Genomic DNA, 20,103 nt, shown 5'->3' on the forward strand with positions numbered 1-20,103 from the left:
CATCGGGCGTTTTGAGACTGAAACAGGTGTAAATCTATTTCAGGACTAGACATGGGATTTGCTGATCAGGCTTTCTGCTCGAACACCACGTAGATCTTGCGGCACGCTTCCAGCACTTCCCAGGTGCCCTTGAAGCCAGCGGGGATCACGAAGCGGTCGCCGGCGCGCAAGGTCTTGGCGTTGCCCTCGGCGTCACGCAGCACGGAAACCCCCTGCACAATTTCGCAGTATTCATGTTCGGTGTAGTTGACCTTCCACTGCCCGACTTCACCTTCCCATACCCCTGCATTCATCTGGCCACACGGGCTGTTGTAGTGGTTGTAGATCGTTTGCTCGGGATCGCCCTTGAGGATTTTTTCTGCGGCAGGGCGGTAGCGTTCGGGGGCCGTGTTGGCTTGGCTGAAGTCGACGATATCCTGGATGCTCATGTGCGTGTCCCGTCTGGCCTGCGGTTGGAGAGCCCAAAGTCTATGTTTATTAAAATGAACATCGCAAGGGCGTTTACCGCCGTTATGTCAAATATATTGAAACATCCCCAGCCGCTGGTTTAGGGTGGCAGCTGCCTTGCGCCGAACAGCTGGCTGGCGGGCAAGAATTCTTTGAGGCTGCCGGGGGGACACCCGCCTGGCCCTCTATTCAATAAGAGGAGGACACTCGCATGACCACCCTGACCCGTGCCGACTGGGAACAACGCGCCAAGGATCTGAAGATCGAAGGCCGCGCCTACATCAATGGCGAATACACCGCCGCCGTTTCCGGTGACACCTTCGAATGCATCAGCCCGGTAGACGGTCGTCTGCTGGCCACTGTCGCCAGCTGTGACGCGGCTGACGCCCAGCGCGCCGTGGAAAACGCCCGCGCCACCTTTAATTCCGGTGTCTGGTCGCGCCTGGCGCCGGCCAAGCGCAAAGCCACCATGATCCGTTTCGCCGCGTTGCTCAAGGCCAATGCCGAAGAGTTGGCACTGCTTGAAACCCTGGACATGGGCAAGCCGATCAGCGACTCCCTGAACATCGACGTTCCCGGTGCGGCAAATGCCCTGAGCTGGAGCGGTGAGGCAATCGACAAGATCTACGACGAAGTCGCGGCCACCCCTCATGATCAACTGGGCCTGGTGACCCGCGAGCCAGTCGGCGTGGTCGGCGCCATCGTGCCGTGGAACTTCCCGTTGATGATGGCCTGCTGGAAACTCGGCCCGGCGTTGTCCACCGGTAACTCGGTGATCCTAAAACCGTCCGAAAAATCCCCGCTGACCGCCATCCGTATCGCCGCCCTGGCCGTCGAAGCCGGCATTCCAAAAGGCGTGTTCAACGTATTGCCAGGCTATGGCCACACGGTGGGTAACGCCCTGGCGGTGCATATGGACGTGGATACGTTGGTGTTCACTGGCTCCACCAAGATCGCCAAGCAACTGCTGATCCGCTCCGGCGAATCGAACATGAAGCGTGTGTGGCTGGAGGCGGGCGGCAAGAGCCCTAATATCGTGTTTGCCGATGCGCCGGATCTGCAAGCCGCCGCCGAATCTGCGGCCAGTGCCATCGCCTTCAACCAGGGTGAAGTCTGCACTGCCGGTTCGCGCCTGCTCGTGGAGCGTTCCATCAAGGACACCTTCCTGCCGCTGGTGATCGAGGCGCTCAAAGGCTGGAAGCCGGGCAACCCACTGGACCCAGCCACCAACGTGGGTGCGCTGGTGGATACGCAGCAGATGAACAACGTGCTGTCCTACATTGAGTCCGGTCATGCCGACGGTGCCAAGCTGGTCGCTGGCGGTAAGCGCACACTGGAAGAAACCGGTGGCACCTACGTCGAGCCAACTATTTTCGATGGCGTGACCAATGCCATGAAGATCGCTCAGGAAGAGATCTTTGGCCCGGTCCTGTCGGTGCTCACTTTCGACAGCGCCGAAGAAGCCATCGCCATTGCCAACGACACCCAATACGGCCTGGCCGCAGCGGTATGGACGGCGGATATCTCCAAGGCGCACCTGACGGCCAAGGCCCTGCGTGCCGGCAGCGTCTGGGTTAACCAGTACGACGGCGGCGACATGACCGCACCGTTTGGTGGTTTCAAGCAGTCGGGTAATGGCCGCGACAAGTCGCTGCATGCGTTCGACAAGTACACCGAGCTGAAGGCGACCTGGATCAAACTCTAAGCAGCACTGCAGGCCAAATGTGGGAGGGGGCTTGCCCCCGATAGCTGGGTGTCAGCCACTGCATGTGGTGACTGGCCCACCGTTATCGGGAGCAAGCCCCCTCCCACACTGTTTTGTGCGACCCCGTAAATTATCCACAGGAGCGTGGCAATGCGTTGGGCGACTTATTTCGCCGTCCTGGCCTCGGTACTCAGCGTTGGCCTGGCCTTGGGCGTGAGCATGCCGTTGGTATCCCTGCGTCTTGAAGGCTGGGGCTACGGCAGCTTCGCCATTGGCGTGATGGCGGCGATGCCGGCATTCGGCGTATTGCTGGGTGCCAAGGTCTCCAGCCGAATGGCGTCCTGGCTCGGCACTGCCAACCTGATGCGCCTGTGCCTGTGGGCCGGGGCGCTGTCTATCGGTTTGCTGGCGATCCTGCCCAGCTACCCGGTGTGGCTGGTGCTGCGGTTGATGATCGGGGTGATCCTGACCATCGTATTTATCCTGGGTGAAAGCTGGATCAACCAACTGGTGATCGAGCAGTGGCGCGGCCGCCTGGTGGCGCTGTATGGCTGCACTTATGCCTTGAGCCAGCTGTCGGGACCCTTGCTGCTGGGCCTGATGGGCACCGATCATGATTACGGGTTCTGGGTGGGCGTCGGCCTTTTGGTAGTGGCGCCGCTGCTGTTGCTGGGGCGATCCGGGGCGCCGACGGCTGATGCGTTCAGCGTCACGTTCAGCGAGCTGTGGCGCTTTTGCCTGAGCTTGCCGGCGATTGCCTGGGCGGTGGCGTTATTCGCCGCATTCGAAGCGATGATTCTGACGCTGTTGCCGGTGTACTGCCTGCAACAGGGCTTCACTGCCGAGATTGCCTTGGCGATGGTCAGCACAGTCGTCGTGGGTGATGCGCTGCTGCAATTACCCATCGGTGCCCTGGCCGATTACTTGCCGCGCCGCACGTTGTTCCTGGGGTGTGCGCTGCTGTTGCTGGCGTCGAGCCTGGCGGTGCCGTTGTTGATGCACACACTGCTGATCTGGCCGGTGTGGGTGCTGTTCGGCGCCAGCGCGGGTGGGTTGTTTACCCTGTCGCTGATTTTGATTGGCGAGCGCTACCGTGATGATGCGTTGGTGCGTGCCAACGCCCACGTGGCGCAGCTGTGGGGCATTGGCTGCCTGATCGGGCCGCTGGTGGCGGGTGCGGGCAGCCAATGGGTCAGCGGTCATGCACTGCCATTGCTGATGGCGGCGGGGGCGTTGGGGCTGGTGGTGCTGTTGCTGCGCCAAGGGGCGTTTGGAGCAGCGCAGCCTGCCTGAACTTCTTTGGCTTAAAGCATACGTTCCAGGCCAACTGACGTGGCGAACCAGGCATTGAAACGGCGCCACCAACTGCCGGGCTCGCGGGTCAGGGTGTGCAATTGCCCGTTGTCCTCGGTGACCCACACCACATTGCCATCCTGCAATTTCGCCTCGTAGCTCAGCGTCGGCGCCATACCTTCCAGCGCCAGGTTGCGCACATGCTCCGCCAGTTCAGGGCTGTCCACCAGCACGCCGACTTCGGTGTTCCACAGCACCGAGCGCGGGTCGAAATTGAACGAGCCGATAAATGACTTCTCGCGATCGAAGATCATTGCCTTGCTGTGCAGGCTCGAATCGGAGCCGTAGAGGCTGCCTCGACGAAACAGGTGCGGGCCACTGCTGGCACTGGGGTCGCCTGGTTGTCGGCGCAGCTCATAAAGTTTGACCCCATGCTCCAGCAGTGCCTTGCGATAGGGCGCGTAACCGCCGTGCACGGCCGGTACGTCAGTGGCTTCAAGGGAATTGGTCAGCAGGCTCACTGACACCCCTGCGTCGGCCCGACCTGTCAGGTACACCAGCCCGGGCGACCCCGGAACGAAGTACGCCGAAATCATGATCAGTTCACGGCTGACCCCTTCCAGCTCCGGGGCCAGTTGGGTGGTGAGCAGCAACTGCGGGTCCGGATCAGCCTTGGCCAGCACCTTGCTCGGTGCGTCCCACAGCGCCTGGTTCCAGGCCCAGATCAGCTCACGGCGCCAGATGTCCATACGTGGTCGGGTCTGGTAGGTACGCAGGCGGTTATACAGGGCGTGGTTCTGCTGACGCGATTGCGCCAATGAAGCTTCCAGGCGCCCGCGGGCGACGGCCAGATCGATTTTGGAGGGCATCTTCGAGACAAACTCATCAATAGGTTTGCTCAGTGCGCTGTTCCAGTACTGATCGAAACTGTGACCCAGTTGCTCTGCCACCGGTCCGACGCTGAGCATGTCGATATCGGTGAAGTTCAGGTTGGGCTCGGCGTCGAAATATTCGTCCCCCAGATTGCGCCCGCCCACAATGGCCACGCTGTTATCCGCCAGCCACAGTTTGTTGTGCATGCGCCGATGTTGCAGCGACAGGTTGAATACACGGCCCATGGCGCGTGTAACGCCGGTGCTGCGGCCCAAATGCAGGGGGTTGAACAGGCGAATTTCGATTTTGGGGTGGGCGGCGAGGGTGGCGATGATTTGGTCGAGGCCGTCGCTGGTGGTGTCGTCCAGCAGGATGCGCACACGCACACCGCGGTCGGCGGCCTTGAGCAGTTCGTCCACAAGCATACGCGTGCTGATGCCGTCGTGAACGATGTAGTACTGCAAATCGAGGCTGGATTGGGCGTTGCGGATCAGCTCGGCGCGAGCCATGAAGGCTTCACTGCTGTTGGGCAGCAAGCGAAAACCCGAGCGCCCTTGGTGCGGCGCCGCCTGGGCCTGGATCGAGCGACCGAACGAGGAGCCGTTCGCCGGCAGGGCATCGCTGGGAATACGCGGTGTGTCGACCGTGGCGCAGCCGCCCAGGGCCAAGGTGCCCAACAGCAAAAACGGTAATAGCCGTCGAATTATCAAGGGAGCTGCTTCCAGGTCAGGGCGGTTATCGATATATGACGGCCTTTTCCGGCGAAAGGTCAGTGCAGCGTCTCTGCCAGCATCTTGAGCGCGGCGGCGCCGACCTTGCGCACCGCTTCTTCAATCTGCGGGGTTGGCTTGGCGGCATAGTTCATACGCAGACAGTTACGGTATTTGCCGGAGGCAGAAAAGATGCTGCCTACGGCCACTTGCACGCCTTGTTCCACCAACACGCGATTGAGCTTCAAGGTGTCGAAGCCCTCCGGCAGTTCGATCCACAGCAGGAAGCTGCCTTGGGGCCGACTGGCGCGCGTGCCTGCCGGGAAGTAGCGGCTCACCCAGTCGAGCATCAAGTCGCGATTGCGCTGGTATTGCGTGCGCATCCGGCGCAAATGCGGTTCGAAATGGCCGTTTTTGAGAAATTCGGCAATCGCAATCTGCGGCTGGGTGGCGGTAGAGCCGGTGCTGATGTATTTCATGTGCAACACCCGGTCCAGGTAGCGCCCCGGCGCCACCCAGCCAATGCGTAACCCGGGTGCCAGGGTTTTCGAGAATGAGCTGCAGAGCAGCACGCGGCCATCGTCATCGAAGGATTTAATGGTGCGCGGGCGTGGGTAGCTGTAGGCCAGTTCGCCATACACATCGTCTTCGATGATTGCCACGTCATAGCGCTGCGCGAGTGTCAGCAGTGCGCGTTTGCGCGCCTCCGGCATGATGTAGCCCAACGGATTGTTGCAGTTGGGCGTGAGCTGGATGACTTTGATCGGCCACTGTTCCAGCGCCAGTTCCAGCGCTTCCAGGCTAATGCCGGTGATCGGGTCGGTGGGGATTTCCAGGGCTTTCATGCCCAGGCCCTTGAGGGTCTGCATGGCGCCGTGGAAGCTGGGCGAGTCCACCGCAACAATATCGCCGGGCTCGCAGATCGCCCGGATGCTGGCCGACAGCGCCTCATGGCAGCCGGTGGTGATCACAATGTCTTCAGCGGTCAGTTGGCAGCCGGAGTCCAGCGACAGTCGAGCGATTTGCTCGCGCAATTCCATACAGCCAAGGATGTTGTCGTAATACAGGCCCGGCAGATCCTGGCGACGACTCACCCGCGCCAGGCTGCGCAGCAAAGGTTTCAGGGTGGGTGACAATACATCTGGCATACCACGGCCCATCTGTATGACGTCTTTGCGGGGTACCGCGCGAATCAGCTCAAGCACCTGGTCCCACTGGGAGATCTCTACCGGCCGTTGGGCCGGGCGGCCTACCTCGGGCAGGGCCGGCAGCTCGCGACCGGCGGGTACAAAGTAACCGGACTTGGGCTTGGGCATTGCCAGGCCGTTGTCTTCCAGCAACCGATAGGCCTGCTGCACGGTACTCAGGCTGACCCCGTGCTCCACGCTCAAGGCTCGCACCGAGGGCAAGCGATCGCCGGGGCGATAGAAGCCTTGTTCGATGCGAGTGCCGAGTAATTCAGCGAGGTTGACGTAAAGGGTCATGGCGGCCGCTCCTGATAGACCAGTACAGATAGAGTGAAAATACAGGATTCAGCCATCCATAGGCAGTATCTGTATGGATTTAATAAAAACAGGCTGGATCTGTAATGGTTTTGCTCGTGCCCCCATCCTAGTCACTCAAGGCAACAAGCCAACGAGGGGCAGCAAAATGAACGGCATGAGCGATGTGCGGCTGGCGCTACACAGCCAAGAACTGGAAGCAGGGCAGCAGCGGGCAACGACTGCGCCTGTCGGCAGCCGCTGGAGCCTGTTCTGGCACCGTCGTCACACGCGCAAGGCGTTGCTTACGCTGACCCGCGAGCAGCTGCTGGACGTGGGTTTGACCGCTGAACAGGCGCGCCAGGAAGGCCTGAAGCCGTTCTGGCGCAGTTGATCACACCAGTTCTTTGAGGCGGTGCCAGAGCATCCCCAGCGCCAGCAGCGGTGAACGCAAGTGTTTGCCACCGGGGAAGGTGATGTGCGGCACCTGAGCGAACAGGTCGAAACGCCCCTGTTGCTGGCCGCTGATGGCTTCGCCGAGCAACCTGCCCGCAAGGTGTGTGGCATTCAGGCCATGACCCGCGTAAGCCTGGGCGTAATACACATTGGGTTGATCCGCCAACCGGCCGATCTGCGGCAGGCGGTTGGCGCCGATGCCGATCATGCCGCCCCATTGGTAGTCGATCTTCACGTCGGCCAGTTGCGGGAATACCTGCAACATTTTCGGTCGCATATAGGCGCCGATATCCTTGGGGTCGCGTCCGGAATAGTGGCAGGCGCCGCCGAACAACAGGCGGCGGTCGGCGGACAGGCGGAAGTAATCCACCGTCACGCGCTGGTCACACACGGCCATGTTCTGCGGCAGCAGGCGGGTCGCTTGCGCTTCACTCAAGGGCTCGGTGGCGATGATGTAGCTGCCGGCCGGTAGTACCTTGCCACTCAATTGCGGGTTGAGCCCATTCAGGTAGGCGTTGCAGCACAGCACCAGGGTTTTGGCACGTACGTGGCCCTGGGCGGTGTGCACCTTGACGTCGGGGCCGTAGTCGATGCGCGTCACTTCAGACTGCTCGAACAACTTCACGCCCAACTGCTGCGCGGCGGCCGCTTCGCCCAGCGCCAGGTTCAGTGGGTGCAGGTGACCAGAGCCCATGTCGATCATGCCGCCCACATAGCGCTCGGAGCCGATCACGCTGCTCATCTGGCTGGCTTGCAGCAGGCGTACCTCGTGGCGGTAGCCCAGGCTGCGCAGTTCTTCGGCATCTTGCGCCAGGCCCTGCAAATCACGGGGTTTGTTGGCCAGGTCGCAGTAGCCCCAGGTCAGGTCGCAGGGAATCTGGAAGCGTTCTACGCGGTCACGCACGATCTCCACGGCTTCCAGCCCCATCAGCTTCATCTGGCGCACGCCGTCACTGCCGATCACGGACGCGAACTGATCCAGCCCGTGGCCGACGCCGCGAATCAACTGGCCGCCATTACGCCCGCTGGCGCCCCAGCCAACCCTGCGCGCTTCCAGCACCACCACGCTGAAGCCGCGCTCGGCCAGCTCCAAAGCCGTGTTGAGCCCGGAATACCCCGCGCCAATCACGCATACATCGGCGCGCAGCTCGCCTGTCAACGCCGGGTACTCGGGGTGCGGCACGCTGCTGGCGGCGTAGTAGGACGCGGTATGCCGGGCGCTGGCGGTCATGGGGAGCCTCCCTGTTTGGAAAATTTGACGCAGGATACAGCGGTCCGATGAAGCTGTCTGCGCGCTGCGTTTTGCGTCAGAATCCACGCCTATTCGCCGTTGGGTATGTGTATCGATGAGTTGCAACAGTCAGAAAGTCAGCGCGCTGCGCAGACAGATTCCTTCATTTGAATGTGTTCCGGGTTGCCATGACTGCTGTGGGCCGGTGACCACTTCGCCTGAGGAAATGTCGCGCCTGCCACGCAAGACGGCCGCCGAGCAGGAGGCCGCCATGGATGAGCTGAACTGCGTGCACCTGGGGCCCCATGGGTGCACGGTGTATGACGAGCGGCCACTGATCTGTCGCCTGTTCGGCACCACCAAGACCTTGCCATGCCCCAATGGGCGCCGACCGGTTGAGCTGATTCATCCGCGGGTCGAGAAGCAGATCCATGAGTACATGGCGAGTACCCGGCAAGTGCTGGTCTGACTGAGTCAATCGGGGATCGGCAGGTTCAGGCTCTCCTTCACCTCTTCCATCACGATATAGCTCTTGGATTCGCGCACATGGGGCAACTTGAGCAGGATATCGCCGAGCAACTTGCGGTACGAAGCCATCTCCGAGATACGCGCTTTCACCAGGTAGTCGAAGTCCCCTGATACCAAGTGGCACTCCAGCACATGAGGCAGTTTCAGCACGGCGCGGCGAAATTCCTCAAAGGTGTCGCCAGACTTGTAATCCAGGCTGATCTCGACAAATACCAGCAGGCTGCCTTTCAAATGCTGCGGGTTGAGCCGCGCGTTGTAGCCCATGATGATCCCTTCGCGCTCCAGGCGCCGCACCCGCTCGGTACAGGGAGTGGTGGACAGCCCGACCTTTTCCCCCAGCTCCGTGAACGAAATGCGCCCGTCGGTTTGCAGGATGCGCAGGATATTGCGGTCGATCTTGTCCAGCTCCCGCTTGGTCTGGGTGTTGGTACGCATAGGGGATACGCCTCTGTGAAAAGGGTTTTTGCCAAGAATTGTCGCCAAATATAGGCATTTATATAGTGAAATGCACTGGTGATTGTTTTTTACACTGCGTCCATCATTGCTCGAATAACACACGTCAGCGGCTAAGCCCGTGATGAGGATATAAAAATGCGCGTTCTGGTCTTGGGTAGCGGTGTCATTGGGGTGACCAGTGCCTACTATTTGGCGCGGGCCGGCTTCGATGTCGTGGTGGTCGACCGTCAACCTGCCGCTGCCATGGAAACCAGTTTCGCCAACGCCGGCCAGGTGTCCCCTGGCTACGCCTCGCCATGGGCCGCGCCGGGTGTGCCGCTCAAGGCTATCAAGTGGTTGCTGCAGCGCCACGCGCCGCTGGCGATCAAGGCAACCGCCGATGTCGATCAATATCTGTGGATGGCGCAGATGCTGCGCAACTGCACGGCCAGCCGCTATGCCGTGAACAAGGAGCGCATGGTGCGCCTGTCCGAGTACAGCCGCGACTGCCTCGACGAATTGCGTACCGAGACCGGCATTGCCTACGAAGGCCGCAGCCTCGGTACGACCCAGCTGTTCCGCACCCAGGCCCAACTTGACGGTGCCGCCAAGGATATCGCGGTGTTGAAAGAGTCCGGCGTGCCGTTCGAATTGCTCGATCGCGCTGGTATTGCCCGTGTTGAACCGGCCCTGGCCAGCGTTACGGATATCCTCGCCGGTGCTTTGCGGCTGCCGAATGACCAGACGGGCGACTGCCAGATGTTCACCACGCGCCTGGCCGAGATGTGCAAGCAGTTGGGCGTGGAGTTCCGTTTCGAGCAGGACATCCAGCGCCTCGATTACGCCGGTGATCGCATTAACGGCGTGTGGATCGACGGCAAGCTGGAAACCGCCGACCGCTATGTACTGGCCCTCGGCAGTTACTTGCCGAAGCTGCTCAAGCCCCTGGGGATCAAGGCACCGGTTTACCCGCTCAAGGGCTACTCGCTGACCGTGCCGATCACCAATCCGGCAATGGCGCCCACCTCGACCATTCTCGATGAGACCTACAAGGTCGCGATCACCCGTTTCGACAACCGTATTCGTGTCGGCGGCATGGCTGAAATAGCCGGTTTTGACCTGTCGCTGAATCCACGTCGACGTGAAACTCTGGAGATGATCGTCAACGACCTTTATCCTCAGGGCGGCGATTTGGCCCAAGCCAGTTTCTGGACCGGTCTGCGTCCGACCACACCCGACGGCACGCCGATTGTCGGTGCCACCCCATTCAAGAACCTGTTCCTGAATACCGGTCACGGCACGCTCGGCTGGACCATGGCCTGTGGCTCTGGCCGCTTGCTGGCCGACCTGATGGCAAAGAAAACGCCGCAGATCAGCGCCGCCGGCCTCGATATTTCCCGTTATGGCAATCACCAGGAGTCCGCACAGCATGTCAATCCAGCGCCAGCTCACCAATGAGCGCATGAGCCAGATCGTGGTTCACAGCGGTACCGTGTATCTGGCCGGGCAAGTCGGCGACGACCTGAGTGCCGGGATTGAACAGCAGACCCGTGAAACCCTGGTCAATATCGAGCGTTTACTGGACCTGGCCGGTACCGACAAGTCCAGGTTGCTGTCGGTGACCATCTACCTGAAGGATATTGACGCCGACTTCGCCGGCATGAACGCGGTGTGGGACAAGTGGCTGCCCAAAGGCGTCGCTCCGGCCCGTGCCACGGTTGAAGCCAAATTGTGCGAGCCGCAAATCCTGGTAGAGCTGTCCATCGTGGCGGCGCTGCCTTAGCAACGATCCCTCTCCCGGCGCCGACGTTGTTGGTCGGCACCGGTTTTTCTTCACCTTGCTGCCTAGAAGCCTGCCGCCATGCGTCCAGCCCGTGCCCTGATCGACCTTCAAGCCCTGCGCCACAACTACCAATTGGCCCGTGAAGTCACGGGGGCCAAGGCGCTCGCCGTGATCAAGGCCGATGCCTACGGCCATGGTGCCGTGCGTGTGGCCCAGGCACTGGAAACCGAAGCCGACGGGTTTGCCGTGGCGTGCATCGAGGAAGCCCTGGAACTGCGTGCCGCCGGCATTCGCGCGCCGGTGCTGTTGCTGGAAGGCTTTTTTGAGGCGGACGAGTTGCCGCTGATCATCGAACAGGATTTGTGGTGTGTGGTGCATTCGTTGTGGCAGCTTGAGGCCATCGAACAGGCCAAACTGAGCAAACCGCTGACCGTGTGGCTCAAGCTGGACTCGGGCATGCACCGTGTCGGCTTGCATCCCAAGGATTATCAAGAGGCGTACCAGCGTCTGCTGGCCAGCGGCAAAGTTGCGAAGATCGTGTTGATGAGCCATTTTGCCCGCGCCGATGAGCTCGATTGCGTCAGCAGCAACGAACAAGTCACGGTATTCGAAGCAGCTCGCCAAGGCTTGGCTGCCGAAGTCAGCCTGCGTAACTCCCCATCTGTATTAGGCTGGCCAGGCGTGGCCAGCGACTGGGTACGCCCAGGCATCATGCTCTACGGCGCAACGCCATTTGGCGAAGACCAGGCCTTTGCCGCACGGTTGCAGCCGGTGATGACCCTGGAGTCCAAAATCATTTGTGTACGCGAACTGCCGGCTGGCGAACCCGTGGGCTATGGCGCCAGGTTTGTCACGCCCAAGCCGATGCGCATCGGAGTGGTTGCCATGGGCTATGCCGACGGTTACCCCCGCCACGCGCCAACCGGTACGCCGGTGCTGGTGGCGGGCCAGCGCAGCCAACTGCTGGGGCGCGTGTCCATGGACATGCTGTGTGTCGACCTTACCGACTTACCCCAAGCGGGCCTTGGCTCAACCGTGGAGTTGTGGGGCAAGAACATCCTCGCCAGTGACGTCGCCACTGCTGCCGATACCATTCCCTACCAGATTTTCTGCAACCTGCGCCGGGTGCCAAGGCTCTATTGCGGCGCTTGATGGCCGGATACGAATGCAGCTGCCCGGGATTTAGGCCCAAGTGTTGTAAATACTGAACGCTGTCGCCATGATAACGCTCAATTACAACAAAGCCTGAATCCTAGGAGGCTCCTGCATTGGACGTCGGCGAACGACTGCAATCCATCCGTAAACTCAAAGGTCTTTCCCAGCGCGAGCTTGCCAAGCGCGCGGGCGTCACCAACAGCACCATTTCGATGATCGAGAAAAACAGCGTCAGCCCCTCGATCAGCTCCCTGCGCAAGGTGCTGGGCGGTATCCCCATGTCCATGGTCGAGTTCTTTTCCGAGGAGATCCTCCAGGAAATACCGACGCAGATCGTCTATAAAGCCAATGAGCTGATCGACATCTCTGATGGTGCCGTCACCATGAAACTGGTGGGCCGGGCGCACCCGAGCCGGGCCATCGCCTTTCTCAACGAAATTTACCCGCCGGGCGCCGACACGGGCGAAGAAATGCTCACCCATGAGGGCGAGGAAACCGGGATTCTGCTGGAAGGTCGCCTGGAATTGGTGGTCGGTCTTGAAACTTTTGTGCTCGAAGCTGGCGATAGCTACTACTTTGAAAGCACCAAGCCCCATCGTTTTCGCAACCCGTTCGATGTGCCGGCGCGACTAATCAGCGCAGCCACGCCCGCGAACTTTTAACAAAAGAGGCGCCCTGCCAGCGTTGCAGAGGCTCCCATAGCTGTATCCGTGTGGCCGTATCTCCCTTTATTTAATAGGGTTGTTTCGGCAGCCCGGGCTAACCGTTATACTTTCGCCGCCTGCGAAACCGTGGCCGCAGGCGTGAATAGCCACCATTGAGGGTGAACGCGTGAACCTAATTATGAAAATGCTGGCTGCACCAGCAACCGTACTGGCCCTATGGGCTGTCAGCGCTCAAGCTGCGACCAATGATGACATTGCCAAGCGCCTGGAGCCTGTGGGCCAGGTGTGCGTCCAGGGCCAGGAATGCAAGGGCATGGAAGTGGCCGTGGTAGCGGGCGGTGGCGGTGCGAAAACACCGGACGAGATTATCGCCAAGCACTGTAACGCGTGCCACGGTACTGGCCTATTGGGTGCGCCGAAAGTTGGCGACACCGCCGCCTGGAAAGAACGCGCCGACCACCAGGGCGGCCTCGATGGCATCCTGGCCAAGGCCATCACCGGTATCAACGCCATGCCACCCAAAGGCACCTGCGCTGATTGCTCGGATGAAGACCTCAAAGGCGCCATCAAGAAGATGTCCGGCCTGTAATCAGACGATCTTCGCCAAAAATGCCGCTTACGAGCGGCTTTTTTGTGCTCGCGATTTATGTTTAGAGGCTGTTCATTGCAGCAAAGACCCGGCAAGCTCGGTCCAACTCCAATTCATGGAATGTTCGGGAGCAGTCCGATGGTGCAGTTGTGTTCAATCGAGCAAGCAGTTGACGACGTACTGGCGCGGTTGCCGGCGCATATCCACATGGGCATGCCGCTGGGTCTTGGCAAGCCCAATCTGTTCGCCAACGCGCTGTACCGGCGTATTGCCAAACTGCCGGAGCGGGCGCTGACGATCTACACCGCGTTGAGCCTGGGCCGCCCGACGATGGGCGATGGCTTGCAGAAGCGCTTTCTCGAACCGTTCATCGAGCGGGTGTTTGGTGACTACCCTGAACTGGACTTCCTCGCCGACCTGCACAAGGACAGCCTGCCGCAGAATATCCAAGTGCAACAGTTTTTCATGCAGCCCGGCAGCCTGCTCCACAGCACTTCGGCGCAGCAAGATTACGTCAGCAGCAACTACAGCCATGCCGCCCGCGACATCAATGCCGCCGGCCTGAACCTGGTGGCGCAAATGGTTGCCAGCAGCGCCGAGCATCCTGATCGCCTGAGCCTGAGCTGCAACCCGGATATCACCCTCGACCTGCTGCCGATGATCGCCAAGCGCCGCGAAGCCGGGGAAACCATCCTCGTTGTCGGCCAGGTCCACAGCGATCTGCCCTACATGCCCGGCGACGCCGAGTTGGGCATGGACGCGTTCGACTACCTGCTCGATGAAAAAGACAGCACCACATTGTTTTCCACGCCGAACATGCCGGTGGGCTTCCAGGATCATTTTATTGGCCTGCACGCCAGCACCCTGGTACGTGACGGCGGCACCTTGCAGATTGGCATTGGCTCCATGGGCGATGCGCTGACCGCCGCCTTGCTGGCGCGCCAGGCCGATAACGAAGCCTATCGATTGCTGCTGACGGACCTGGATGTGTATCAGTGGGCGCCACTGATCAGCCGTGAGGGCGGTGTCGAGCCTTTCGCGCGTGGCCTTTACGGATGCAGCGAGATGTTCGTCAACGGGCTGTTGGTTCTGGCCGATGCGGGGATTGTGCGCCGCAAGGTCTACCCGGATGTGGCGACCCAGACGCAGGCCAACGAAGGCACTCTGGACGATGCGGCGCAACCCGATGGCGTGTCGATCCACGGTGGCTTCTTTCTAGGGCCGCGCAGTTTTTACCAGCGCTTGCAGGAAATGACCCACGCCAAGCGTCTCGAATTCAACATGACTGCCATCAGCTATATCAACGAGCTGTACGGCCAGGAAGAACTCAAGCGGCTGCAGCGCCTGGATGCGCGCTTCATCAACAGCGCAATCATGGTCACATTGCTCGGTGCCGGCGTGGCCGACCAGCTGGAAGACGGTCGCGTGCTCAGCGGTGTGGGCGGGCAATACAATTTCGTTGCCCAGGGGCATGCGCTGGACGGTGCGCGTTCAATCCTGATTTTGCGCAGCTGGCGGGAGTCGGCGGGCGAGGTCAGTTCCAATATTGTCTGGGAGTACGGCCACTGCACCATTCCCCGGCACCTGCGGGATATCGTCATTACCGAGTACGGCATTGCCGACTTGCGCGGGCAGACGGATGCCAAGGTGATCGAAGCGCTGCTCAATATCACCGACTCGCGTTTCCAGGGCGACTTGATTGAGCAGGCACAAAAGGCCGGCAAGCTGCCCAAGGACTTCCAGCTGGATCCGCGCTTTGCGGACAACACGCCGGAACGCCTCCAGGCGATTCAGGCCAAGCATCGACGGTTGTTCCCGGAATACCCGTTGGGCAGTGATTTCACGGATGAGGAGCGGGACTTGTTGCGAGCGCTGAACTGGCTCAAGAGCAAATTCAAGCTGACGGAGATTCTGGAGTTGGGCAAGGCGGCACTGGATGCACCGGAGCCGCAGGCGTATCCCGAGCATTTGGTACGGATGCGTCTGGATAAGCCGGAGGGGTTTAAAGAGGATTTGTATCAGCGGCTATTGCTTGCTGGGCTACAGGCCACCGCCCGCTGACAGGCAACACAAATCAAATGTGGGAGCTGGCTTGCCTGCGATGAGGGCCTGACAGTCGATATCTCTGTCGTTTGACACTCCGCTATCGCAGGCAAGCCAGCTCCCACACGTTGATTTAGTCGATGAAGGTCACGACACCACCCGCCAAGGACTTCACCCGCGCCAGCGACTCAACCCGATAACCCTGCGCATCCAGCTCCGCACGCCCACCCTGGAACGACTTCTCGATCACGATCCCCAAGCCCGCAACAGTCGCGCCGGCCTGCTTGATGATCGAAATCAGCGCCTGGGACGCTTTGCCGTTGGCCAAAAAGTCATCGATCACCAGCACGCGGTCGCTGCTGGTCAGGTGGCGTGGGGAGATCGCCACGGTGCTTTCGGTTTTCTTGGTGAAGGAATACACCGTTGCCGACAGCAGGTTTTCCGTCAGGGTCAACGACTGCTGCTTACGCGCGAAGATCACCGGTACACCCAGGTTCAGCCCGGTCATGATCGCCGGTGCAATACCTGAGGCTTCGATGGTGACGATCTTGGTGATCCCCGAATCCTTGAACAGCGCGGCGAATTCGTCGCCGATCAGTTTCATCAGTGCCGGGTCGATCTGGTGGTTCAAAAAGGCGTCGACCTTGAGAACCTGATCGGAAAGCACGATGCCTTCTTCGCGAATTTTCTTGTGCAGTGCTTCCACGGAAAGCTTCCTCTGATGGCGCAGCAGGCGCCGAAAGTAGATTGAAAAGTAGTCGATTCTAGCGCTTTAGCATTGCGCGTATATCCGCCAGGGCGGTGTTGCCGCGAACGGCCTTCACCTCGGTGGGGGTGTCGTCATTGCCTTCCCAGGCCAGGTCATCGGGCGGCAGCTCGTCAAGGAACCGGCTGGGGGCACAATCGATGATTTCGCCGTATTGCTTGCGCTTGGCGGCAAAGGTGAAGGCCAGGGTCTGACGTGCGCGGGTGATGCCCACGTAGGCCAGGCGCCGTTCTTCCTCGATGGTGTCGGCTTCGATGCTGGAGCGGTGTGGGAGGATTTCCTCTTCCATGCCCATGATGAACACGTAGGGAAATTCCAGGCCCTTGGAGGCATGCAAGGTCATCATCTGCACGCCTTCGGCGCCGTCTTCCTCTTCCTGCTGGCGCTCAAGCATGTCACGCAACACCAGCTTGCCGATGGCGTCCTCGACGGTCATTTCGCCGTCTTCGTCTTTTTCCAGGGTGTTCTTCAGCGCTTCGATCAGGAACCAGACGTTGCCCATGCGGTAATCCGCGGCCTTGTCGCTGGAACTGTTGGTGCGCAGCCAGTTTTCATAGTCGATGTCCATGACCATGCTGCGCAGGGCGCTGATCGGGTCTTCGCCGGCGCACTGTTCGCGCACCTTGTCCATGAAGCGCTTGAAGCGCGACAGGCGATCGGTGAAGCGCGTGTCCAGGTGTTCGCCCAGGCCGATTTCGTCGGTGGCGGCATACATGGAAATCTTGCGTTCGGTGGCGTAGTTGCCGAGCTTTTCCAGGGTAGTGGAGCCGATTTCCCGGCGCGGTACGTTGATCACCCGCAGGAAGGCGTTGTCGTCGTCCGGGTTCACGATCAGCCGGAAGTAGGCCATCAGGTCTTTTACTTCCTGGCGTCCGAAAAAGCTGTTGCCGCCCGACAGGCGATACGGCACCTGGTGGTGCTGCAGTTTCAGCTCGATCAGCTTGGCCTGGTAGTTGCCGCGATACAGGATCGCAAAGTCGCTGTAGGGCCGGTCGGTGCGCAGGTGCAGGCTGAGGATTTCCACGGCCACGCGTTCGGCTTCGGCGTCTTCGTTGCGGCAGCGGATCACGCGGATCTCATCGCCATGACCCATCTCGCTCCACAGTTGTTTTTCAAACTCGTGGGGGTTGTTGGAGATCAGCACGTTGGCGCAACGCAGGATGCGGCTGGTGGAGCGATAGTTCTGCTCCAGCATCACCACTTTCAGCGACGGGTAGTCTTCCTTGAGCAGCATCAGGTTTTCCGGGCGGGCGCCGCGCCAGGCGTAGATCGACTGGTCGTCGTCGCCCACCACGGTGAACTGGTTGCGCGTACCAATCAGCAACTTCACCAGCAGGTATTGGCTGGCGTTGGTGTCCTGGTATTCGTCCACCAGCAGGTAGCGTACCTTGTTTTGCCACTTCTCCAGGATGTCCTTGTGTTCCTGGAACAGCTTGACCGGCAGCAGGATCAGGTCGTCGAAGTCCACTGCGTTGAACGCCTTGAGCGTGCGCTGGTAGTGGGTGTAGACGATGGCGGCGGTCTGCTCCTTGGGGTTGCGTGCAGCTTCCAGGGCTTCGGCGGGCAGGATCAGGTCGTTTTTCCATGAGCCGATCATGTTCTTGATTTCGTCGACGCCGTCGTCGCCTGCGTATTCCTTCTGCATGATGTCGGTCATCAGGGCCTTGACGTCGGTCTCGTCAAAGATCGAGAAGCCGGGCTTGTAGCCCAGTCGCACATGCTCCTTGCGGATGATGTTCAGGCCCAGATTGTGGAAGGTACACACCGTCAGGCCGCGGCCTTCGCCGCCCTTGAGCAGGGTGCCGACCCGCTCTTTCATTTCCCGCGCCGCCTTGTTGGTAAAGGTCATGGCGACGATGTACTGGGCGCGGATGCCGCAGTTCTGGATCAGGTGCGCGATCTTGCGGGTGATCACGCTGGTCTTGCCGGAGCCGGCGCCGGCGAGCACCAATAGAGGGCCGCCGACGTAGTTCACGGCTTCTTGCTGCCGGGGATTGAGTCGGGACATACGGAGTTTTAGGAGTCGTTGTTCAAAAGGGCGGGCATTTTAACAGGCTGGCAAGATTCTGCTGCCTTAGAACGACGGTGTGACGTACCACTCGATCTAAATTTGCCGGTTTTGCTACTTTGCCGCAGGATGTGGGGAATACTCAGACTATTTTTCACAGTCTGCGTGTTTGATAACACCTATCATTTGTCACGCATTTATCATTGCCAGGCCGCACGTCATAATGCCATCGCTCACGAAATTTAGCAGAGTCTAGGGAGTTAGCTTGTCTACGCCTGTCGAACCCTTGCGTTTGCTGCTGCTGGCCGAAGAGCCTGCATGGGCAGCGTTGTTGCGCGAGTGCCTGGTGCCGATGGGCGAAGGGGCTGTGCTGATCAGTGCACCCAACTGGGACTCGGTGAGTCGTCTGTTCGATGACGATCAGGGCGCCGTGCTATTGACCACGCCCAGCCTGCAGCCCGGTCCTGGCCGCTGCAGCTTGCCGTGTGTATTGCTGTTGGAGCAGGAGCCGCTGGTGTCGCCGCTCGGTGTCAGCGACTGGTTGATCCTGAATGGGCTGGACCCTGAAACATTGCGCCGCTGCTTGCGCCATGTGCGCGAGCGCGGCGTTCTGGAGAACACCTTGCAGCGCTTGGCCGAGCAGGACCCGCTCACCGGTATCGCCAACCGCCAGGGCTTCCAGACACTGCTGGCGGCGCGGCTGGCGGACAACGAAGGCCGCGGCCTGGCTCTGGGCCATCTGGACCTGGACAACTTCCGTCATGCCAACGACGCCCTCGGCCACCAGGCCGGCGATCGGTTGATCCTGCAAGTGGTGTCGCGGCTCAAGAGCCAGCTCGAAGCCGGGGACCAGCTGGCGCGGCTGGGCAGCGATGAATTTGCCTTGCTGATCGACACCCGTCGCGCGCCCCAGCGTGCCGAGTGGATGGCCGAGCGCATCACCGAAGTGATGGCCGAGCCTTACTGGGTCGATGGCGAAAGCTTGTTGATCGGCTGCAGCCTGGGCGTGGCACATGCGCGCGCCCGCGCCGGCGCTGACCCGTTGATGTGGCACGCCCATATCGCCATGCAGCAGGCCAAAAGCACCCAGGGCTGCACCTTTCACATCTTCAATGAACGCATCAACCGCAACGCTCGCAGCCTGGCCGACCTGGAAAGTGAACTGCGCCGGGCTTTGCGCCGCGATGAGCTGGAGCTGCATTACCAGCCGCGCCTGGACTTGGACGACGGTCATATCGTCGGCCTCGAAGCCCTGGTGCGCTGGCGCCACGGTGAGCGCGGCTTGTTGCCACCCAGCGAATTCGTGCCGCTGGCCGAGCAGAGTGGCCTGATCGTGCCTTTGGGCTACTGGGTGATTTCCCGGGCCCTGCGCGACATGCAAGACCTGCGCGAACGCGGCCTGCCGCCGCTGCACATGGCCGTCAACCTGTCGTTTCGCCAGTTCCAGGACAGCCAATTGCTCTCCACACTCAGTCGGCTGATTGCCGAGCGTGGCGTGGAAGCGCAATGGCTGGAGTTCGAATTGACTGAAACCGCGGTGATGCGCCGCAGCGATCTGGTCAAGCAGACCATGGACGCCCTGGGCCGCCTCGGCGTGCGGTTCTCCCTGGATGACTTCGGCACCGGGTTTTCGTCATTCGTGCACCTCAACAGCCTGCCGATCGCCTTGTTGAAGATCGACAAAAGTTTTGTCGGCGGCATGGAAGAGCGCGAAGAAAACCGCAAATTGGTACACGCGATGATCAACCTGGCCCACAACCTCAACCTGGAAGTGGTGGCCGAAGGCGTGGAGACACCCGAGCAGCTTGAGCTGTTGCGGTTGTTCGGTTGTGACCAGGCCCAGGGGTACCTGATCAGCAAGCCGTTGCCGTTGGCGGAACTGGTGGAGTACCTGATGTTTGGGCAAAGCCAGCAGGCGCTGTTGGGCTGAGCCTT

At 60.6% G+C, this 20,103-nt stretch carries 18 protein-coding genes; 11 read left to right on the forward strand and 7 right to left on the reverse strand.

Features of this window, described 5'->3' with window-relative positions; all coding sequences use genetic code 11:
* Positions 1 to 65: 65 nt before the first annotated feature.
* On the reverse strand, positions 66 to 428 hold the full coding sequence (locus E4O98_RS02300) for a cupin domain-containing protein (RefSeq protein WP_148853797.1): 363 nt from the start codon (positions 426 to 428) through the stop codon (positions 66 to 68).
* 230 nt (positions 429 to 658) lie between these two features.
* Between E4O98_RS02300 and E4O98_RS02305 the strand changes: the two genes are divergently transcribed.
* Complete coding sequence (locus E4O98_RS02305; RefSeq protein WP_032878725.1) at positions 659 to 2,152, forward strand: aldehyde dehydrogenase; 1,494 nt, start codon at positions 659 to 661, stop codon at positions 2,150 to 2,152.
* 150 nt (positions 2,153 to 2,302) lie between these two features.
* Positions 2,303 to 3,445: an MFS transporter gene (locus tag E4O98_RS02310; RefSeq protein WP_032878726.1), complete on the forward strand. Its 1,143-nt coding sequence runs from the start codon at positions 2,303 to 2,305 to the stop codon at positions 3,443 to 3,445.
* 11 nt (positions 3,446 to 3,456) lie between these two features.
* Here E4O98_RS02310 and E4O98_RS02315 read toward each other — a convergent pair whose 3' ends face one another.
* Entirely contained in the window at positions 3,457 to 5,025 is a 1,569-nt protein-coding gene (locus E4O98_RS02315) for a phospholipase D family protein (protein WP_081883358.1), read from the reverse strand.
* 62 nt (positions 5,026 to 5,087) lie between these two features.
* A complete protein-coding gene (locus E4O98_RS02320) occupies positions 5,088 to 6,512 on the reverse strand; it encodes a PLP-dependent aminotransferase family protein (RefSeq protein WP_103734160.1) in 1,425 nt (474 codons plus the stop codon).
* Between the two features lie 166 nt (positions 6,513 to 6,678).
* Between E4O98_RS02320 and E4O98_RS02325 the strand changes: the two genes are divergently transcribed.
* The gene (locus tag E4O98_RS02325) at positions 6,679 to 6,903 is read left to right on the forward strand and encodes a DUF1127 domain-containing protein (RefSeq protein WP_078822630.1); all 225 of its coding nucleotides are present in this window, start codon (positions 6,679 to 6,681) and stop codon (positions 6,901 to 6,903) included.
* Here the strand turns inward: E4O98_RS02325 and E4O98_RS02330 are convergent, their stop codons facing one another.
* Complete coding sequence (locus E4O98_RS02330) at positions 6,904 to 8,196, reverse strand: FAD-binding oxidoreductase (RefSeq protein ID WP_032878732.1); 1,293 nt, start codon at positions 8,194 to 8,196, stop codon at positions 6,904 to 6,906.
* A gap of 115 nt (positions 8,197 to 8,311) precedes the next feature.
* On the opposite strand from E4O98_RS02330, the gene E4O98_RS02335 reads away from it, so the two are divergent.
* Positions 8,312 to 8,665 (forward strand): YkgJ family cysteine cluster protein, encoded by a 354-nt coding sequence (locus tag E4O98_RS02335; protein WP_005792472.1) that lies wholly within the window; start codon positions 8,312 to 8,314, stop codon positions 8,663 to 8,665.
* Positions 8,666 to 8,670: 5 nt separating this feature from the next.
* Here E4O98_RS02335 and E4O98_RS02340 read toward each other — a convergent pair whose 3' ends face one another.
* Positions 8,671 to 9,159 (reverse strand): Lrp/AsnC ligand binding domain-containing protein, encoded by a 489-nt coding sequence (locus E4O98_RS02340; protein WP_003176896.1) that lies wholly within the window; start codon positions 9,157 to 9,159, stop codon positions 8,671 to 8,673.
* A gap of 156 nt (positions 9,160 to 9,315) precedes the next feature.
* On the opposite strand from E4O98_RS02340, the gene dadA reads away from it, so the two are divergent.
* From dadA to E4O98_RS02370, 6 genes are all read left to right on the forward strand, one after another.
* The gene (gene dadA / locus E4O98_RS02345) at positions 9,316 to 10,617 is read left to right on the forward strand and encodes a D-amino acid dehydrogenase (RefSeq protein WP_248134062.1); all 1,302 of its coding nucleotides are present in this window, start codon (positions 9,316 to 9,318) and stop codon (positions 10,615 to 10,617) included.
* Positions 10,589 to 10,942, forward strand: coding sequence for a RidA family protein (locus tag E4O98_RS02350; RefSeq protein WP_248134064.1), 354 nt, complete (start codon positions 10,589 to 10,591; stop codon positions 10,940 to 10,942). Before dadA ends, E4O98_RS02350 begins: the two co-directional genes overlap by 29 nt.
* A 78-nt stretch (positions 10,943 to 11,020) precedes the next feature.
* On the forward strand, positions 11,021 to 12,094 hold the full coding sequence (gene alr, locus E4O98_RS02355) for an alanine racemase (protein ID WP_005792469.1): 1,074 nt from the start codon (positions 11,021 to 11,023) through the stop codon (positions 12,092 to 12,094).
* A 116-nt stretch (positions 12,095 to 12,210) separates the two neighbouring features.
* Entirely contained in the window at positions 12,211 to 12,759 is a 549-nt protein-coding gene (locus tag E4O98_RS02360; protein WP_005792468.1) for a cupin domain-containing protein, read from the forward strand.
* A 181-nt stretch (positions 12,760 to 12,940) separates the two neighbouring features.
* Positions 12,941 to 13,351 carry a c-type cytochrome gene (locus E4O98_RS02365; RefSeq protein WP_348984625.1) on the forward strand — a complete coding sequence of 137 codons (411 nt, stop codon included), beginning with the start codon at positions 12,941 to 12,943 and terminating at the stop codon, positions 13,349 to 13,351.
* 138 nt (positions 13,352 to 13,489) lie between these two features.
* A complete protein-coding gene (locus E4O98_RS02370) occupies positions 13,490 to 15,412 on the forward strand; it encodes an acetyl-CoA hydrolase/transferase C-terminal domain-containing protein (protein WP_248134066.1) in 1,923 nt (640 codons plus the stop codon).
* Positions 15,413 to 15,527: 115 nt separating this feature from the next.
* Here the strand turns inward: E4O98_RS02370 and E4O98_RS02375 are convergent, their stop codons facing one another.
* Together E4O98_RS02375 and rep are read right to left on the reverse strand one after the other, a co-directional pair.
* Positions 15,528 to 16,100 (reverse strand): xanthine phosphoribosyltransferase, encoded by a 573-nt coding sequence (locus E4O98_RS02375; protein ID WP_032878740.1) that lies wholly within the window; start codon positions 16,098 to 16,100, stop codon positions 15,528 to 15,530.
* Between the two features lie 58 nt (positions 16,101 to 16,158).
* A complete protein-coding gene (rep, locus tag E4O98_RS02380; RefSeq protein WP_005792464.1) occupies positions 16,159 to 18,168 on the reverse strand; it encodes a DNA helicase Rep in 2,010 nt (669 codons plus the stop codon).
* A 265-nt stretch (positions 18,169 to 18,433) separates the two neighbouring features.
* On the opposite strand from rep, the gene E4O98_RS02385 reads away from it, so the two are divergent.
* Positions 18,434 to 20,098 (forward strand): bifunctional diguanylate cyclase/phosphodiesterase, encoded by a 1,665-nt coding sequence (locus E4O98_RS02385; RefSeq protein WP_005792463.1) that lies wholly within the window; start codon positions 18,434 to 18,436, stop codon positions 20,096 to 20,098.
* The last annotated feature ends 5 nt before the right edge of the window (positions 20,099 to 20,103 follow it).

This window comes from Pseudomonas sp. W2Jun17 (assembly GCF_023127795.1).
GTDB classification, from domain to species: Bacteria; Pseudomonadota; Gammaproteobacteria; order Pseudomonadales; family Pseudomonadaceae; genus Aquipseudomonas; species Aquipseudomonas synxantha_A.

Bases quoted from the DNA above. Each gene is read 5' to 3' on its own strand.
- E4O98_RS02300 (WP_148853797.1), bottom strand. From the start codon at position 428: ATGAGCATCCAGGATATCGTCGACTTCAGCCAAGCCAACACGGCCCCC.
- E4O98_RS02305 (WP_032878725.1), top strand. From the start codon at position 659: ATGACCACCCTGACCCGTGCCGACTGGGAACAACGCGCCAAGGATCTG.
- E4O98_RS02310 (WP_032878726.1), top strand. From the start codon at position 2,303: ATGCGTTGGGCGACTTATTTCGCCGTCCTGGCCTCGGTACTCAGCGTT.
- E4O98_RS02320 (WP_103734160.1), bottom strand. From the start codon at position 6,512: ATGACCCTTTACGTCAACCTCGCTGAATTACTCGGCACTCGCATCGAA.
- E4O98_RS02325 (WP_078822630.1), top strand. From the start codon at position 6,679: ATGAACGGCATGAGCGATGTGCGGCTGGCGCTACACAGCCAAGAACTG.
- E4O98_RS02330 (WP_032878732.1), bottom strand. From the start codon at position 8,196: ATGACCGCCAGCGCCCGGCATACCGCGTCCTACTACGCCGCCAGCAGC.
- E4O98_RS02335 (WP_005792472.1), top strand. From the start codon at position 8,312: ATGAGTTGCAACAGTCAGAAAGTCAGCGCGCTGCGCAGACAGATTCCT.
- E4O98_RS02340 (WP_003176896.1), bottom strand. From the start codon at position 9,159: ATGCGTACCAACACCCAGACCAAGCGGGAGCTGGACAAGATCGACCGC.
- dadA (WP_248134062.1), top strand. From the start codon at position 9,316: ATGCGCGTTCTGGTCTTGGGTAGCGGTGTCATTGGGGTGACCAGTGCC.
- E4O98_RS02350 (WP_248134064.1), top strand. From the start codon at position 10,589: ATGTCAATCCAGCGCCAGCTCACCAATGAGCGCATGAGCCAGATCGTG.
- alr (WP_005792469.1), top strand. From the start codon at position 11,021: ATGCGTCCAGCCCGTGCCCTGATCGACCTTCAAGCCCTGCGCCACAAC.
- E4O98_RS02365 (WP_348984625.1), top strand. From the start codon at position 12,941: ATGAAAATGCTGGCTGCACCAGCAACCGTACTGGCCCTATGGGCTGTC.
- E4O98_RS02370 (WP_248134066.1), top strand. From the start codon at position 13,490: ATGGTGCAGTTGTGTTCAATCGAGCAAGCAGTTGACGACGTACTGGCG.
- rep (WP_005792464.1), bottom strand. From the start codon at position 18,168: ATGTCCCGACTCAATCCCCGGCAGCAAGAAGCCGTGAACTACGTCGGC.